General features: G+C 61.2%; 13 protein-coding genes. 9 read left to right on the top strand and 4 right to left on the bottom strand.

What is annotated here, in order from left to right; translation table 11 throughout:
• The first annotated feature begins 29 nt into the window (after positions 1–29).
• From PQU94_RS12875 to dprA, 5 genes are all read left to right on the top strand, one after another.
• Positions 30–1076: an NAD(P)-dependent alcohol dehydrogenase gene (locus PQU94_RS12875; RefSeq protein ID WP_272741855.1), complete on the top strand. Its 1047-nt coding sequence runs from the start codon at positions 30–32 to the stop codon at positions 1074–1076.
• A 91-nt stretch (positions 1077–1167) separates the two neighbouring features.
• Positions 1168–2163, top strand: a complete 996-nt coding sequence (locus PQU94_RS12870) for an aspartate carbamoyltransferase catalytic subunit (RefSeq protein WP_226745240.1) — start codon at positions 1168–1170, stop codon at positions 2161–2163.
• On the top strand, positions 2160–3455 hold the full coding sequence (pyrC, locus tag PQU94_RS12865; RefSeq protein WP_272741854.1) for a dihydroorotase: 1296 nt from the start codon (positions 2160–2162) through the stop codon (positions 3453–3455). Before PQU94_RS12870 ends, pyrC begins: the two co-directional genes overlap by 4 nt.
• 139 nt (positions 3456–3594) lie before the next feature.
• Positions 3595–4242: a glycerol-3-phosphate 1-O-acyltransferase PlsY gene (gene plsY / locus PQU94_RS12860; protein ID WP_272741853.1), complete on the top strand. Its 648-nt coding sequence runs from the start codon at positions 3595–3597 to the stop codon at positions 4240–4242.
• A gap of 3 nt (positions 4243–4245) precedes the next feature.
• The gene (gene dprA, locus PQU94_RS12855) at positions 4246–5391 is read left to right on the top strand and encodes a DNA-processing protein DprA (RefSeq protein WP_272741852.1); all 1146 of its coding nucleotides are present in this window, start codon (positions 4246–4248) and stop codon (positions 5389–5391) included.
• A gap of 6 nt (positions 5392–5397) precedes the next feature.
• Here dprA and PQU94_RS12850 read toward each other — a convergent pair whose 3' ends face one another.
• A complete protein-coding gene (locus PQU94_RS12850; protein ID WP_272741851.1) occupies positions 5398–5583 on the bottom strand; it encodes a hypothetical protein in 186 nt (61 codons plus the stop codon).
• A 201-nt stretch (positions 5584–5784) separates the two neighbouring features.
• Between PQU94_RS12850 and topA the strand changes: the two genes are divergently transcribed.
• From topA to rpmG, 4 genes are all read left to right on the top strand, one after another.
• Positions 5785–8406, top strand: a complete 2622-nt coding sequence (gene topA, locus PQU94_RS12845; protein WP_272741850.1) for a type I DNA topoisomerase — start codon at positions 5785–5787, stop codon at positions 8404–8406.
• A 530-nt stretch (positions 8407–8936) separates the two neighbouring features.
• Complete coding sequence (rnr, locus tag PQU94_RS12840; protein ID WP_272741849.1) at positions 8937–11318, top strand: ribonuclease R; 2382 nt, start codon at positions 8937–8939, stop codon at positions 11316–11318.
• Between the two features lie 108 nt (positions 11319–11426).
• Positions 11427–11804, top strand: coding sequence for a DUF4385 family protein (locus tag PQU94_RS12835; RefSeq protein ID WP_272741848.1), 378 nt, complete (start codon positions 11427–11429; stop codon positions 11802–11804).
• A 178-nt stretch (positions 11805–11982) separates the two neighbouring features.
• Positions 11983–12150, top strand: a complete 168-nt coding sequence (gene rpmG / locus PQU94_RS12830; RefSeq protein ID WP_013480935.1) for a 50S ribosomal protein L33 — start codon at positions 11983–11985, stop codon at positions 12148–12150.
• 162 nt (positions 12151–12312) lie between these two features.
• Here the strand turns inward: rpmG and PQU94_RS12825 are convergent, their stop codons facing one another.
• The 3 genes from PQU94_RS12825 to PQU94_RS12815 form a co-directional block, all read right to left on the bottom strand.
• On the bottom strand, positions 12313–15405 hold the full coding sequence (locus PQU94_RS12825) for a TonB-dependent receptor (RefSeq protein WP_272741847.1): 3093 nt from the start codon (positions 15403–15405) through the stop codon (positions 12313–12315).
• A gap of 552 nt (positions 15406–15957) precedes the next feature.
• On the bottom strand, positions 15958–16107 hold the full coding sequence (locus PQU94_RS12820) for a hypothetical protein (protein ID WP_272741846.1): 150 nt from the start codon (positions 16105–16107) through the stop codon (positions 15958–15960).
• 75 nt (positions 16108–16182) lie between these two features.
• Complete coding sequence (locus PQU94_RS12815) at positions 16183–16986, bottom strand: DUF1499 domain-containing protein (protein WP_272741845.1); 804 nt, start codon at positions 16984–16986, stop codon at positions 16183–16185.
• Positions 16987–17014: the final 28 nt, after the last annotated feature.

Here is a 17014-nt window from a genome sequence, read left to right as displayed (position 1 = left end):
GAACGCCCCCGATTTTCCAAGGATTTCCCATGACGCTCGCCAAAGCCTATGCCGCGCCTTCGCCCAAGGCCCCGCTCGAACCCTTTACCTTTGAACGCCGCGCCCCCAACGCAGACGATGTGGTCATCGACATCCTCTATTCAGGCGTCTGCCATTCCGACATCCATCAGGTGCGCGACGAATGGTTCCCCGGCATCTATCCGCAGGTCCCCGGTCACGAAATCGTCGGTCGCGTGCGTCAGGTCGGCGCAAAGGTGACCAAATTCAAGGAAGGCGACACGGTCGGCGTCGGCTGCTTCGTCGATTCCTGCCGCCTGTGTCAGACGCGCGACGAAGACCGAGAGCAATATATGCCGGGCCTCGTGCAGACCTATAATGACCGCGACGCCGACGGTCAGCCAACCTATGGCGGCTATTCCGACCATATCGTGGTTAAGGAAGGCTATGTGCTGCGCGTGCCGGACCACCTGCCCAAGGACGCCGCCGCGCCGCTTCTGTGCGCCGGGATCACCCTGTGGTCGCCGCTGAAGCACTGGAACGCCGGGCCGGGCAAAAAGGTCGCCATTATCGGTCTGGGCGGGCTTGGCCATATGGGCGTCAAGCTGGCCCACGCGCTGGGGGCCGAGGTCACGGTGCTCAGCCAGTCTCTGGCCAAAAAGGACGACGCCCTGCGTCTGGGGGCCGATCACTACTACCCCACCAATGACGCGGAAACCTTCAAGAATCTGGCGGGCACCTTCGATCTGATCATCAATACGGTCTCCGCCCCCATCGACTGGAACGCCTATCTCGGCCTGCTCAAGGTCGATGGCACCATGGTGCTGGTCGGCGTGCCGGACAACCCCATCCCGGTGCACGCCTTCTCGCTGATCCCCGGCCGCAAGACCCTGGCCGGGTCAATGATCGGCTCGATCAAGGAAACGCAGGAAATGCTCGATTTCTGCGGTGAGCACAACATCGTCTCGGATATCGAGTTGATCGACATTCAGGACATCAACGCCGCCTATGAGCGCGTCATCAAGTCCGACGTGCGCTACCGCTTTGTCATCGACATCGCGTCGCTGAACAAGACATAAGCGTTTGTACGCGTCGCCGCTGCCTGACTGCGGTCGGGCGGCGGCGATTGCCCCTTCCCTCCCCTTGAGTCGTGGGATATAGCCGCCCTTTATGACGCGCATTGCCCCCCAAGATCCGCAGGTGTTGCTGGAGATGATCCAGTCGCGCCTCTTTCCCTTCCCCAAACGGCATTTCAACGCCGCTCAGGACCTTGATCCGCCCGACATTCTGGCCCTGCTCGATCTGGCCGATGTGTTCGTCGAACTGAACCGGCGGACCAATAAAAAGCTCGACCTGCTCAAGGGGCGCACGCAGGTCAATCTGTTCTTTGAGAACTCGACGCGCACCATGTCGTCGTTTGAGCTGGCGGGCAAGCGTCTGGGGGCCGATACGGTCAATATGAACCCGCGCACCTCCAGCGTGGCCAAGGGCGAGACCCTGATCGACACGGCGGTGACGCTCAATGCGATGAAGCCCGATCTGCTGGTCGTGCGCCATTCGGCATCAGGCGCGGCGCAGCTTCTGGGCCAAAAGGTCGGGTGCAGCGTCGTCAATGCCGGCGACGGTCAGCATCAGCACCCCACTCAGGCCCTGCTCGACATGCTGTCGATCCGCCGCGCGTTTGGCCATGTCGATAGCCTGACGGTCGCCATTTGCGGCGATGTCGCCCATAGCCGCGTGGCGCGCTCCAACGTCATCCTGCTCAACGCCATGGGGGCCAATGTGCGCCTGGTCGGGCCGCCGACGCTCATTCCCGGCGACGCCGACGAATGGGGCGTGGAGGTCTATCACGACATGAAGGCCGGGATTACCGGGGCCAATGTGGTGATGATGCTGCGCCTTCAGCTTGAGCGCATGGACGGGGCCTTCATCCCCTCGACCCGCGAATATTTCCGCTATTTCGGTCTGGACCGCGAAAAGCTGGCCGTCGCCGCGCCGGACGTGCGCGTCATGCACCCCGGCCCGATGAACCGCGGCGTCGAAATCGACTCCGAAGTGGCCGATGATCTGTCGATCTCGCTCATTCAGGATCAGGTGGAGATGGGCGTCGCCGCGCGCATGGCCGTTCTGGCCTCGCTGGCCGCGCGTCTGGAGACCGACCGATGAAACAATCCCAAGCCATAGCCCTTGTGAACGCCCGCCTGATCGACCCGGCCAGCGACTATGACGGCCCCGGCAGCCTGATCCTCACCGAAGGCGTTATTGCCGAGGTGCTGCACACGGCGCATCTGCCGTCGGGCTCCGCCGACATGAAGGTTATCGACTGCGACGGCAAGGTGGTCTGCCCCGGCCTGATCGACCTGCGCGTCAAGACCGGCGAACCGGGGGCCGAGCCCAAGGAAACGCTGAAATCCGCCAGCCGCGCCGCCGCCGCCGGGGGCGTGACCTCGATGGTGGTGCAGCCCGACACCGACCCGGTGATCGACGAGCCGGCCATGGTCGATTTCATCCTGCGCCGCGCCCGCGATATCGAACTTGTCCACGTCTATCCCGCCGGGGCGGCCACCAAGGGTCATAATGGCAAGCAGATGGCCGAAATCGGCCTGATGAGTGAATCCGGGGCCGTCTATTTCACCGATGTCGAACGTCCAATCATCAATTCCAAGGTGCTGGCCCGCGTCCTCTCTTACGCCAACGGCTTCAACGCCCTGATCGCCCACCGCCCCAAGGAGCCGTGGCTATCGGAAGGGGCGGTCGCCACCTCTGGTGAAATGGCGGCACGCATGGGGCTGTCGGGTGTGTCCGCACTGGCGGAGCGCATCGCGCTGGAGCGCGATCTGGCTCTGGTCGAGCTGACCGGGGCGCGCCTGCTGGTCGATCAGATCACCACCGCCGGGGCCATCAAGGCCATCGCACAGGCCAAGGCGAAGGGGCTCGATGTCTATGCCTCGGCCTCGATCAACCATCTGGTGTTCAATGAAATCGACATCGGCGATTACCGCACCTTCTACCGCCTCGACCCGCCGCTGCGTTCCGAAGACGATCGTCTCGCTCTGGTGGACGCGCTGGCCGACGGCCTGATCGACGTGGTGGTGTCGAACCACACGCCCCTGCCCGCCGAAGACAAGCGCCGCCCCTTCTCCGAGGCCGAACCGGGCGCGATTGGCCTGCAAACCCTGCTGGCGGCGCTGATCGGCCTGCACCATGATCGGGAGATTCCGCTGATCGACCTGCTGCGCACCGTGACGATCAATCCGGCGCAACTGATCGGTCTTGAGGCCGGGCGGCTAACGCCCGGTGCGCCCGCCGATCTGATTTTGGTCGATATCGACGCGCCCTTCGCCCTTCGCGAAAGCGACATCCTGTCGAAATCGAAGAACTCCCCCTTTGAAAACCGCACATTACAGGGCAAGGTAGAGTTGACTCTGGTGGACGGTCGAATCGTCTATCAGGCCTGATACCAAGGGTCATTGAAAATGACACCTGGTATGCCTTTCGAGAATGGCTCATGTCGCTTACACATAGGAGACATTCTCGAGTCTTCAACGGCCGGATGCGGCAGCATCTTCGGCCGTTGGTATGAGTGAAAGCGCTGTAATGCCTCTGCCTGACTGGACCATATTTGCCCTTGCCGTGATCGGCGGCTACCTCTTTGGGTCGATCCCCTTCGGCGTCGTCACGACGAAGCTGGCCGGTATCGACATCCGCAGCATCGGTTCGGGCAATATCGGCGCGACCAATGTCTTAAGAACGGGCCGTAAGGATCTGGCCCTGATCACCTTTCTGGGCGATACGGGCAAGGGCGCGATGGCGGTCGGTCTGGCCTTCGTCCTGCTGCTCAGCGTCGATCAGGCGACCCGTCAGACCGGCATGGCGCTGGCCGGAGGGGCGGCGTTTTTAGGCCACCTCTTCCCCGTCTGGCTGAAGTTCAAGGGCGGTAAGGGCGTGGCGACCTTCCTCGGCACCCTGTTTGCCGCCGCCTGGCCGATGGGGCTGCTGGCCGCCGGGACGTGGCTTCTGACCGCCTTTATCTTCCGTATTTCGTCCTTGAGCGCGCTGGTGGCCGCGGCCCTGATCGCCCCGCTGGGCCTCCTGACCGATCAGCCGCACGCCTTCGTCGTCATGGCCCTGTTCATGGCGGTGCTGATCTATGTGCGCCACCGCGACAATATCCGCCGTCTGCTCAAGGGCGAGGAACCGAAGATCGGCAAGAAGAAAGACGCCGAACCCGCCGCGGACGCCTGATCCATGAGCGACGGGGGGGAGGACTTTTTCGGACGCTTTCCCGCCTGCACCAGCGACGCGGAACGCTTTGCGCGGTTACGGCTGGCGCGCACGAACCGTATCGGCCCGGTGCATTTCCACCAATTGATCCTGCGCTTCGGCAGCGCCGTGAAGGCCGTCGAAAACCTGCCTATGATCGCCAGACGCGCCGGCGGCGGCATTGTCCCCGCCCCGATTGAGGCCGTCGAAGCGGAAATGGCGCGCGGTCGTGCTGCCGGGGCGCGTCTGGTCGTGCTGGGGGACACAGCCTATCCCAAACTGCTGGCCGACATCGCAGCCGCGCCGCCCGTCCTGTGGATGCTGGGCGAACAGACCGCCCTGCCCGACCGCGCCATCGCCATTGTCGGCGCACGCAACGCCTCGGCGGCGGGTCAGCGCATCGCGCACGCCCTGGCCAGAGAGCTGGGCGAAGCGGGCTTTTTCGTCGTCTCCGGGCTGGCGCGCGGCATAGATACGCAGGCCCATACGGGCAGCCTCAAGACCGGGACGGCGGCGGTGCTGGGCGGTGGCGTCGATGACATCTATCCGCCCGACAATGCCGACCTTTATCAGGCTATCCGCACCTATGGCGTGCTGATCTCCGAAAGCCCGGTGGGGTATCGCGCCCGCGCCGGAGACTTTCCGCGCCGCAACCGTGTCATCAGCGGCCTGACGCGCGGCACGATTGTGGTAGAGGCCGAGCTGAAATCCGGCTCTCTGATCACGGCGCGACTGGCCAACGAACAGGGGCGCGAGGTGTTTGCCGTGCCCGGTTCGCCGCTTGATCCGCGCTGCCGCGGCACCAATGACCTGATCCGTCAGGGTGCCACCCTGTGCGAAGGCGTGGACGACATCCTGCGCACGCTTGACGCCCAGATGACCCTGTTCGAGCGCCCTGCGCCCACCGTGCCGCTGCACGCCGTCAGTGCGTTTGACGATACCGACCTCGATGAGGCCATCGACTCCCTGCGTGACCGCCTGCTGAGCCTGATCCGTCCCGTCCCCACCCCGCGCGAAGACCTGTTGCGCCTCAGCGGGGCCCCGGCCCGTGTCGGTCTGGCGGCCCTGGGGGAGCTGGAAATCGCCGGGCTGATCGTCACGACCTCTGACGGGCAGTATATCCGCGGATAAGTGACCCTACAGCGTACTCGCCTTCTGATAGGCCTTGCGCAGGCAGTCGCTCAGCGGCGGACATTGCGCCCGTTCGGCCAGCACCGACAACTCCTTCGTCATATCGCGGATATAGCGGATCACCTCGGCCCGCTGTTCGTCATCGGTAATATAGGCCGTCGGTTCCGGCAGGGGAGAAGGCGTGTCACTCATGAACATATCTGTGTTTGATGTTTATTCATCTTAAGTGTGAATAATAGGCGTTTTTAACTTAAGGTTGCGACCGGCAAAATGACCCGCCGCCGGATGGAATTTCGCCTCTGCGTTGACACGCTGGCCGCACAAGCCCATGTTGGCGGGAATTTTAAGCGACCGCTTATTGCTATTGTCCGTTTTCCTCCTATTAAAGACCTCATGAACCTCGTCATCGTCGAAAGCCCGGCCAAGGCCAAAACCATCAACAAATACTTGGGTAAGGACTACACCGTGCTGGCCTCCTACGGCCATGTGCGCGACCTGCCCTCGAAAGACGGCTCGGTCAAACCGGACGAAGACTTCGCCATGAGCTGGGAGGTGGACGCCAAGGCCTCAAAGCGCCTGAGCGACATCGCCGATGCCGCGAAGAAGTCGGACCGCGTCATTCTGGCCACCGACCCGGACCGCGAAGGCGAGGCCATTTCCTGGCACGTTCTGGAAGTGCTTAATAAAAAGAAGGTGTTGAAGGAAAAGGTCGTCGAGCGCGTCACCTTCAACGCCATCACCAAGGCTTCGGTTCAGGAGGCCATGGCCGCCCCGCGTCAGATCGACATGGAGCTGGTCGAGGCCTATCTGGCGCGCCGCGCACTCGATTACCTCGTGGGCTTTACCCTGTCGCCGGTTCTGTGGCGCAAGCTGCCCGGCGCGCGTTCGGCCGGTCGTGTGCAGTCGGTGGCGCTCAAGATCATCGTTGATCGCGAGCTGGAGATCGAAAAGTTCAAGTCCGAAGAATACTGGACCGTCGATGCCGAGGTGTCGGCCAATTCGCCGCCCTTCACGGCGCGTCTGAACGTTCTGAACGGCAAGAAGCTCGCCAAGTTCGACCTTAACGACGCCGAAAAGGCAGAAGCCGCGCGCAAGGCCATCTCGCTGTCGAAATTCGCCGTCGAATCGGTCGAACAGAAGCCGGGCAAGCGCACCCCGCCCCCGCCCTTCACCACCTCGACCCTGCAACAGGAAGCGGCGCGTAAATTGGGTTTCTCCGCGCAGCGCACCATGCAGACGGCCCAGAAGCTCTATGAAGGCGTCGATATTGGCGGCGAAACGACCGGCCTGATCACCTATATGCGGACCGACGGCGTGTTTATCGACCCGGCGGCCATCGGTGAGATTCGCAAGGCCGTGGGCGAGCGCTTCGGCAGCGCCTATGTGCCGTCCGAACCGCGCCTCTACAAGGTGAAGGCCAAGAACGCACAGGAGGCCCACGAAGCCATCCGCCCGACCTCCATCTTCCGCCGCCCCGAGACCCTGCGCCTCGAAGGCGATCAGGCGCGCCTGTACGAACTGATCTGGAAGCGCACCATGGCGGCCCAGATGGAGGCCGCCCGCGTTGAAAAGACCACCATTGACCTCCTCAATCAGGACAAGTCGATCGGTCTGCGCGCCACGGGTCAGGTCATCACCTTCGACGGCTATCTGGCGCTCTACGAAGAGGGCAAGGACGACGAGACGGACGAGGATGGTGGCCGCCTGCCGCAACTGCGCACCGGCACGCTGGTCGATGTGCACGACATCAAGCCGGCGCAGCACTTCACCGAGCCACCGCCGCGCTATTCCGAAGCCTCGCTGGTCAAGCGCATGGAAGAGCTGGGCATTGGTCGCCCCTCGACCTACGCCTCGATCCTCAGCGTTCTGCGCGACCGCGACTACGTGCGCATGGACAAGAACCGCTTTATACCGGAAGACAAGGGCCGTCTGGTCACCGCCTTCCTCGATCAGTTCTTCTCGCGCTACGTGCAGTACGATTTCACCGCCGACCTCGAAGAAAAGCTCGACCTCGTTTCGGCGGGCGATCTGAACTGGAAGGCGCTGCTGCGCGAATTCTGGCAGGATTTCCACGCCAAGGCCGGGGAAATCAGCGAATTCCGCGTCTCCGAAGTGCTGGATCGCCTCAATGACGCGCTGGGGCCGCACATCTTCCCGGACAAGGGCGACGGCTCCAACCCGCGCGCCTGCCCGACCTGCGGCACGGGTCAACTGAGCCTGAAGACCTCGCGCTTCGGGGCCTTTGTCGGCTGTTCCAACTACCCGGAATGCAAATATACCCGCCCCGTCGGCAACCCGGAAAACGCTTCCGAAGAGGCTGCCGCCTCCGGTGACCGCGAACTGGGCAGCGATCCGGAGACCGGCAAGGTGGTGTCGCTCAAAATCGGACGTTTCGGCCCCTATGTGCAGCTTGGCGAGGCGGAATCCAAGGACGACAAGCCCAAGCGCTCGTCTTTGCCCAAGGCCTGGCCACCGGCGTCGATTGACCTCGACCGCGCGCTGAAGCTGTTGTCGCTGCCGCGAAAAGTCGGCGACCACCCGGAAGACGGCAAGCCGATCACCGCGGCGCTGGGCCGTTTCGGGCCGTTTATCGAGCACGAAAAGACCTATGCCAACCTGCCGAGCTTCGACGACATTTTCGAAGTGGGCCTCAACCGTGCCGTCGTGCTGCTGGCCGAAAAGCGCGCCAATGCCAAGGGCAAGGCCTCATCGGTGGCGCCGTTGAAAGAGTTGGGGGCGCACCCGGAATCGGGCGACGCAATTCAGGTCATGGCCGGTCGTTATGGCCCCTATGTCAAGTGCGGCAAGGTCAACGCCACCATCCCCAAGGACACCGCGCCCGAAGACGTGACGCTGGAACAGGCACTGGCGCTCATTGAGGCCAAGGGCGGCGTGAAAAAGACAGCGGCCAAAAAAGCTCCGGCCAAGAAGGCAGCAGCGGCTAAGAAACCAGCGGCGAAGAAGGCAACGACAGCCAAGAAAGCCCCGGCAAAAAAAGCCAAGGCCGAGGCTTAACCCCCCCTCTCCTCCGTGTGCCGCAGGCAGGGGAAGGAGACAGGACAGTCCCTCTCCTCCCTGTCGCGTAGCGATGGGGAGGGGGACCGCCAGCGAAGCGCAGCGCCCGCTTTCGAACTAATGGCCGATGCGGATGAGGTGGCCGAAGACGTGTACCGACTGGCCATCGAGCGTTTGGGCAAGGCCTGAGTCGTCCCCTCCGCTTCGCTACGCTCAGCACCTCCCCATGCCTTCGGCACAGGGAGTAGACATGACAGCCCCTCCCCTCCCTGTCGCGCAGCGATGGGGAGGTGGCGGCGACTGAAATGAGCCGACGGAGGGGGATGACTCCATCAGTGTACACACCGCTCCGCTACCTTTAAACCTCAAAGATGCGTCACAATTGGCCATTGAGCGTTTGGGAAAGACCTGAGCCATCTCCCCTCCGCTTCGCTACGCTCAGCACCTCCCCATGCCTTCGGCACAGGGAGGAGAAGGGCGGCCATAAGAAAACATCGCCTCGCGTCGCCAAACCCTTTACAGTGCGACTCATGAAAACACCTTCTACGCCCCGCCCAGCACAAAAAAAGCCTGACGGCCTGCCGGATGACGACACCCTCCTCGAAGTCCTGAAGTCCGCCCGTGAGCTGGATGTCGGCGCCCTGGCCAGGCAGTTCGGCCTCAAGGGCGAAGACCGTCGTGCCCTGCGCCAAAGGCTCAAGCAACTGGCCGACTCCGGCAAGCTGAACAAGAGCGGGCGCAAGTCGTTCGGGGCCGTCGGTGCCCTGCCCGAAACCGGCGTCGCCGAAGTTGTCGAGCGCGACATAGACGGCGATCTGTGGGTCAAGTGGGGCCAAAGAACTGGAAAGTCGGACGATCCCAAGCTGAAGCACAAGCCGCCTCTGGCCCGCCTCGCCCCGCTGAAAAAAGCCATCGCCCAGACGCCGCCGGCCGTCGGCGACCGCATCTATGTGCGCTTTGAGCAGACCTCTGAGGAGTGGATCGCCCACCTCGTCAAGGTGCTGGATCAGGGCGCGCCCAAGCTGGTCGGCGTCGTGCGTATCGGTAAGGCGCGCAAGGGCCCGCGCGACATCCGCCTCGAAAGCGTCGATCGCAAGTCGAAGGACAGCTACACCCTCGTCGCCGGGGCCATCGACGCCCTCGAAGACGGTGATGTGGTGATCGCCGCGCCGCAGGGCGGTAACCACCGCTATGGCCCCAAGCCCGCCAAACTCATTGAGGTGATCGGCAAGGAAGACTCCCCGCGCATCGCCTCGATCATGGCCATCCACGCCCACGGGCTGAAGGTCGGCTTTGACTCATCGACCGAAGCCGAGGCCGAGGCCGCGCAGGCTCCGGACCTCAAAGGGCGCGAGGACCTGCGCCACCTGCCCCTGATCACCATTGACCCGCAGGACGCCCGCGACCACGACGACGCCGTCTATGCCCATGCCGATGATGACGCCAGCAATCCCGGCGGCTACGTCGTGTGGGTGGCCATTGCCGACGTGGCCCACTACGTCAAATCGGGCTCGTCGCTGGATCGCGACGCCCGCGAAAAGGGCAATTCGACCTACTTCCCGGACCGCGTGGAGCCCATGCTGCCGCACGTGCTGTCGTCGGGCCTGTGCTCGCTTCAGGAAGGCGAAAACCGCGCGACCCTGGCCGTGCGCATGGTCTTCAATGCCGAGGGCAAGAAGATCGGCCATCAGTTCGTGCGCGGCCTGATGCGCTCTGCCGCCAAGCTCTCCTATGAGCAGGCGCAGGCGGCCATCGACGGCACGCCCGACGACAAGACGCAGCCCCTGCTCGACACGCTCCTGAAGCCCCTGTGGGCCGCGCACGCCTGTCTGGGCCGCGGCCGGCGCGAGCGTCAACCGCTGGCCATCAACTCGCCTGAGCGCAAGGTGCAGCTCGATTCCGAGGGTAATGTCGTGGCCATCACCGCCCGCGTCAGCCTTGAGGCACACCAGCTCATCGAAGAGATGATGATTCAGGCCAATGTCTGCGCCGCCGAGACGCTGGAAAAGCACAGAACGCCGCTGATCTACCGCGTGCACGAACAGCCCAGCCTCGAAAAGGTCGGCAATCTGGCCGATTTTCTGGCCACGATCGGCCTGCCGTGGAACAAGGGCGAGCCGCCGCGCACCGAGCGCTTCAATCAGTTGCTCAACAGCCAGAAGGACGGGCCGCACGCCGAAGTCATCAATGAGGTGGTTTTGCGCACCCAGATGCAGGCCCATTACAGCGCCGAGAATTTCGGCCACTTCGGCCTCAATCTCGACCGCTATGCCCACTTCACCTCACCGATCCGCCGCTATGCCGACCTGATCGTGCACCGCGCGCTGATCCGCGCGCTCAAGCTGGGGGACGACGGTCTGACCGACTATGAGGTCAAGACCATGGCCGATACGGCCGAGCACATCACCGCCACCGAGCGGCGCTCGATGCAGGCCGAACGCGAGGCCATAGAGCGCTATGTGGCGGCCTTCCTTGAGGACAAGGTGGGGGCGACGTTTGAAGGCCGCATCGTCGGCGTCACGCGCTTTGGCCTGTTCGTCAAGCTGACCGAAACGGGGGCCGACGGCATCATCCCCGCCTCGTCCTTCGTGGATGACTACTATATCCACGATGACACGGCCCACGCGCTGGTGGGGGAGCGCCATCACCGCCGCTGGACGCTGGGGCGCAAGATCGAGGTGCAGTTGCTGGAGGCCATGCCGATGACCGGCGGGCTGGTCTTCAAGGCCCTGTCCGAGCCCGAAGCCCCCGATCCCAACGCCCCGCGCCCGCGTCTGGGCGTGCGCTCGCGAGTCGATACGGCGCTGCGCCGCAAAGGACCGGGCGGGCCGAAGGGTAGCCCCAAAACGGGCAAAGCGCGCCAGAAGGGCATTACCGAAAAATCGAAGACCAAGAAGGGCAAGCGGCGCTAATCCCTACCGTCTGTTTATGCGAAAGCCCCCTGCCCCCAACGCCTTGCCTCTCACGGGCGGGCGAACGGGGGATGGCTTTCTTACGGGGCCTGCCGGACACTGAGCGGCATGAGCGAGCGTCTGCCCCCTGTCACTGTCGCGCAGACCGCCCCCCATGGGTGGCCAGACGACGCGCGTGCCCGGGTCAGCCGACACGCGCCTGAAGAGCCCCTCAAGTCGTCCTCGCGCCTGCTCGAACCCTATCGCAGCCAGATGTCGCCGCACTGGCGCTACAAGACGCCGGAACTGGCGCGTGAAAGCGCCGAGCGGCTGTATGCCATGTTTGAAGCCTATCTGCTGGCCGACGACCTGACGGGCGCACAGATGGCCTGTCGTCTACTGGGCATGGGGGCCAGACGCGCCCGCGCCTACGGCAGCGACGCGCCGTTTATGGACGCCTGGCGTCAGGCAGAGGCGCATCGGGCCTATGGCGAGCACAGGGGATAACACAGGCCAAGCGCAGCCTGTGGCCTTTTCCGCGCCTGGCGTTTATAGTTCAGGGAAATCGAAGCCGGGGCCATATTGGCCATTGACTTCCGCGCGTGGATGCGTATTTTCCGCGCTCCTGAATATTTGTGCGGCCTGGAGATTCCGTTGGTCGCGATCCGTTTGTTAAGGTTCCGCCATGGCTAAGCCCGCCTCCATCAAGATCCGCCTGAACTCGACGGCGGACACCGGCTTCTTCTACGTCACCAAGAAGAACGCCCGCACCAAGACCGAAAAGCTCGTGCTGAAGAAGTACGACCCGGTTGTGCGCAAGCACGTCGAATTCCGCGAAGGCAAGATCAAGTAAGATCACGCTTTAAGGTTAACGTTGAAAAAAGCCGCGTCCGGTCCTCCGGGCGCGGCTTTTTTCGCGTTCGTTGCGCACGAATAACCCCGAATAATGTAGCCGTAAAACAAAAATGGCAGGCCCTAAGGCCTGCCATTCTACGCATCCAAAACAAAGCTTGGATTAGAAGTTGTACCGCATCGTCAGACGAGCAGACCGCGGAGTCTGGAAGCTGAGCGGACGGCCATAGTCAGGGTCATACTGGGGAGAGCTAGCGCCTCCGCGTTGCGACGACTCTTGAACCGTGAGGGTTTCTCGCGAGTTAAACAGGTTCGACACATCCAAATAGAAGGCAACATGGTTGTTGGCCCAATTCGGGCGGTACTGAACTTGCGTATTGAACACCACTGAAGTCGGAGTGCGGCCCAGCGTGCCGCGTTCAGCGATATACTTCGTGCCGTCAGCGCGCGAGCAGAAGAAGGACGAAGCGCTGTAAAGCGCTAATTGCTTTGCATCCTCCCCGGAAAGAGTCGGATCAGTCGTGTCGACATAGCCCGTGCAGTTGATCGGACGACCCGACGTGACTTGCAGGAAGCCGCCCAGGTTGAACTCTTCCGTCAGGCGGTAGTTGCCGAACAGCTTCAAGGAGTGGGTGCGGTCATTTGGCAGCAAGCCGCGCGACCCGACTTCAAACAGATAGTTGTCGAAATCCTGCACCAGACCAGCATCCACCTGCCCGAGTGTCGTGTTCACATAGCCTTCCGAGTTACCGTAGCTCTTAGACAGGGTGTAAGACCCGTTCAGGTTAAGCTTTCCGATATTGTAGCTACCGAAAAGCTCAAGAGCGGCGTAGGCGCGGTCGTACTCCGGCAGCTTGAAGTAGCTGGCAGGGATCGTGTTCTGCGTGGCCGTGCCAGTGCTGTTGTTATCAAACTCCAGAACAACATCCTTGCCGGGGTTGATGATCTGGCAAGACGCAACATCGTGGTAATCGAAGTTGGTGTAACCCTTGTCCTTCGCCCAGTTTTGATAGGGACTGTAGGTACAATGGTCATCAAAGCCGTTTTGAACCTTGCGATAGGTCGCACGAAGGCCAAGGGTCAGCTCGTCAGTAAACTTCTTTTGTGCGCCCAGAATGAATTCGTCCTGAAACATAGGCTCCAGATTTTCCGAGGCCACCGAAGCCGCCTTTGGTGCCGTCTTGGAACCGTTAAGTGATGTGGTGCCGATTTGCGCGCCGATTGACGTTGGAGCGCCGGTTGCCGTGTTCACACCACCCAAGCGATAGAAGCTTTCTTCCTGCCACTCGATACCGGACGCACGAATATTGGTATTGGAGGCGACAGGAATATAGTAACGGCCGAAGTTACCGAAGACCTTGAAGCTCGAATCGCCGTTGACGTCCCAGGAGAAGCCCAGACGGGGCGCAATGGTATTATCAGCATGAACAAAGCGTTCGTTGCTTGAATTGTAGTTAGAGAACGACTCAGACCGCAGGCCGCCGTACAGCAGGACCGTCGGCGTGATCTGCCAGCTGTCCTCAATATAGAAGGCAGAGTTTTCGATCTTGTACGAGACGGACCCGGTTTGATAAACACGCAGACGGCCATAGAGCGTACCAGCCGGAACGACTACACCCGAAACCGTCTGATTGTTGGTGCGTTGATAATAGCGCCAATACTGACCGCCAGAATAAATTTCGCCACGCTTGGACGACTCAAACGTTTCAGAGTCGTAACCGAAACGAACCGTATGATTGCCTAAACGCCAGTCAACGTCCGCGCGGTATGCCTTGCGTTCGTCGGTCTCCTTAGGCGCTTTCAGGTCCGGAATGCGGAACTGGTCTTCATCCCAGCAACCGATAAAGTTGAGAGCGGTAGCGTCGGCACCACGAGAGTCGTAAGCCGCGACGCACTGTGCTGCAGCGGGGTTCGCTACGGCCGGGTTTTGGGCGTTGTTAACGCTGTGCAGCTTACCGCCCATCAACGACAAGGTGAGGTTGTCAGTGATTTCGCCTGTATACTTCAAAACGTGGACGTAACCACCGCTTTCCACGTCATAATTTGACGTCGGAGCTTGATGGGCGCCGACGTACTTCATCGGTTTGCCGAACTGGTTGACGTCGGTGTATATAAAATTCTCAACCTTGTCGATCGACTTGTTGAGAATACCCGTATACTCAAAGTGGTGCTTTGGCGTAAGGTAGTAGTCGAGCTTCAACAGACCCGTGGGTGACGTATTAACTACGCGCTTCGATGTGTTAACGCCGAAGGTGTCAGTTTGAGTCTTGCCCTTTTCGAGCGAGGCAAACATGAACAACTTGTCTTCAATGATCGGACCGCTGACCCAATTGGTCCACAACGCCTCTGTGTAACGGTTCGCACTACGATAGGCCAAATACTTATCCGGCTCACTATCAGCGAATGGATTGAGGGCAGTCGCCGCAGTTGCGGGGCGGCGTTTGGCCGGATCAATCGAGACGGCGTCCTTGGCTTTCGCATCCCATTCGGAAGGAGCGTAAGTCACCGAACCGCCGTAGCGCCACTGGTTGGTACCGCGCTTGGTCACGACCGAGATCACACCACCGAGCGAACGGCCGAATTCGGCACCGTAACCGCCTGTCTTTACCTGTTGCTGGCCAACGGCGTCGTAGGACAGGTTAGCGTAGGACAGGAAAGTCCGAATATTGGTGACGTCAAAGCCGTTAATATAATAGCCGTTTTCGGCAACTGACGAACCGCCAACGCTCACCGTGTTACCAAAGTTATCCGGCGAACCGTTAGCCAACGTACCCGGTGCGAGTAGGGCCACGGCCGAGATTTCGCGCGTAACCGGCAGGTTTTCGATCTGAGACGCCGTCAGAATGGTTGTCGATTCCGTGGACTTGACATCGATACGGTTCAGATTGCTGCGCGAGCCACGCACCACCACTTCGGTGACGCTAAAGTCAGCGAGGGCACCGCTACCGGCCACGACGGTGACGTCAACGGACTTACCGCTGGCGAGCTTGACCGTATATTCACCTGGGGGGAGCTGGGCAAAGCTGAAATCGCCGGAGGCGTTGGCCTTGGAGGTATTCGCCACGCCGGTTTCTTTATCCGTCAGGGTGACGGTTTCACCCGCCGCGGCCTTACCATAGACCGTACCCACCGCACTCTGGGCCATAGCCACCTGAGGCACAATCGACGTTACCGCAGTCAACGCCATGGCCGACAGCAGCGCGCCGCACAGCGTCGTCGAGACCATCAGGCCTGATCGCTTCGATTTGTTGATCACTCTAGTTCTCCGGATTTGGGGCCTTGAAGAGAGGTCAAAGCCCACTGTTATCCAGCCCTTTATGAGCTGTTGGCGAAAGTAAGGCACCCGCGTCATAAATCCGTCAATCGCGCGTCACCAAAGATTAAATAACGTTTGCAACCTGTTCCAATTAAGTCACACCGGAAACCGCTGCCTTTCAATCGCGTAAAAATTGAGACTACTGAGGGAGTTACCACGACCTGAAACTAAAATTCTCTCGTTTTTTCAGCGCGTTAATTACAAAACTGTAAGGTGGCAAGCGTCGGCTATTTCTTTGCCGCGTTCCCCACATTCAACGAAAGGTCTGGAAATTTTCAGTTTTTCGCCTTTTGGGCAGCAAATTATCCCCATAAAAGTGAAAAGAGATGCGACCGATTTGTCACGACCTGCGAGCGGCCTAAGGTTTCAAAAGAAACTTATTTTTAAGGAACGCTGTTCGCTATATTGCAATGCAACATAAATGAGGCGGCCGCGATTTATGGAGCGGCAGCTACGGAAACTGATGTTTTATCTTGGTGTTACGCGGGCGGCTCAGCGTTCGGCGCTGATGCGCACGGCATAGCCCGTGACGGGTTCAGGCGTACAACTGGCGACGCTCAACTGCGCTGCAAACAGGATCAGCCAACCCGTCGCCAGATAAAGGGCGCGTTTTGAGACAATATAGCCAAAACGGGACAACATGGCGGCCTCCTCTCCTCAGATGGAGAGGGTTAAGCAAGTCTTAAGCCGCCCGATGTGGTAAAATTCCCTGTGGGGTCAGGATTTGAGGCGCTGAATCAGCGCCGTGACGCGCTTGCAGTTGCCGCCCAGATCGACGGCCTCTTCGCGGCTGACCGAGCGAATATCGGTCTTGTCCGGATCCAGCCGCACGACGAGGTCCGAGCGATTGCCCCACCACGGATCTTCCCAGATGGCTTCGACGCGCCAGTCGGACTGACCGAAGACGACATAGCCTTCCTGCCGCAGAATACGCACCACGGCCGCCGCATCCTTGGGACGGCCGGGTATGGTAGAGGCCATGGGACAGGTCTGCGCATTGATCGCCGCCAGCGATTGCCCCGCCCATTCATAGGCGACGTTGCGCCCGACATAGGGCGAATCCTCGACGGGATGCGCCGAAGGGCCGCGCGCCGTGATCAGCTTGCTCGAAAAGGTTACCGGGCGTTCCCAGTCGGTCGCCACCTCGTGAATCGGCGGGTTGGCCTTCAGGCGCAGTTCATAGGCGTAATACCCCGCCAGCACCGAGCCGGAGACAATCACCGCCGACAGGGCCCACGGCCCGTAGGTCTTCGGCGCCTTGAAGACGGAGATAAGCAGCGAGAGGGCCGACAGAATCATCGCCACCGTGGCGATCTTGGGCACATAGGTCAGGGCGATGGTGTTGAAACCCAGATCATAGCTGATGTAGCCGCTGCGCGTCGCCAGCATGGCCACGCCATAGGTCAGGGGGGCAAACAGGCTGATGACAAAGGCCACCGGCGCAAAGCCAAGGCCCTTCCTGCGCCCCTGCCCCGTATCTACCGCGGTTTCGGCGTCAAAATGCGTCACTTCGTCCGGCACGTTGTCCCAGCCCTAAAAACTTTACTGT

This window comes from Asticcacaulis currens, assembly GCF_028550395.1.
GTDB lineage: Bacteria > Pseudomonadota > Alphaproteobacteria > Caulobacterales > Caulobacteraceae > Asticcacaulis > Asticcacaulis currens.
Note: the sequence above shows the minus strand (reverse complement) of the source record. Positions and strands in the feature narration are given on the sequence as shown.

Bases quoted from the DNA above. Each gene is read 5' to 3' on its own strand.
- PQU94_RS12875 (WP_272741855.1), top strand. From the start codon at position 30: ATGACGCTCGCCAAAGCCTATGCCGCGCCTTCGCCCAAGGCCCCGCTC.
- PQU94_RS12870 (WP_226745240.1), top strand. From the start codon at position 1,168: ATGACGCGCATTGCCCCCCAAGATCCGCAGGTGTTGCTGGAGATGATC.
- pyrC (WP_272741854.1), top strand. From the start codon at position 2,160: ATGAAACAATCCCAAGCCATAGCCCTTGTGAACGCCCGCCTGATCGAC.
- plsY (WP_272741853.1), top strand. From the start codon at position 3,595: ATGCCTCTGCCTGACTGGACCATATTTGCCCTTGCCGTGATCGGCGGC.
- dprA (WP_272741852.1), top strand. From the start codon at position 4,246: ATGAGCGACGGGGGGGAGGACTTTTTCGGACGCTTTCCCGCCTGCACC.
- PQU94_RS12850 (WP_272741851.1), bottom strand. From the start codon at position 5,583: ATGAGTGACACGCCTTCTCCCCTGCCGGAACCGACGGCCTATATTACC.
- topA (WP_272741850.1), top strand. From the start codon at position 5,785: ATGAACCTCGTCATCGTCGAAAGCCCGGCCAAGGCCAAAACCATCAAC.
- rnr (WP_272741849.1), top strand. From the start codon at position 8,937: ATGAAAACACCTTCTACGCCCCGCCCAGCACAAAAAAAGCCTGACGGC.
- PQU94_RS12835 (WP_272741848.1), top strand. From the start codon at position 11,427: ATGAGCGAGCGTCTGCCCCCTGTCACTGTCGCGCAGACCGCCCCCCAT.
- rpmG (WP_013480935.1), top strand. From the start codon at position 11,983: ATGGCTAAGCCCGCCTCCATCAAGATCCGCCTGAACTCGACGGCGGAC.
- PQU94_RS12820 (WP_272741846.1), bottom strand. From the start codon at position 16,107: ATGTTGTCCCGTTTTGGCTATATTGTCTCAAAACGCGCCCTTTATCTG.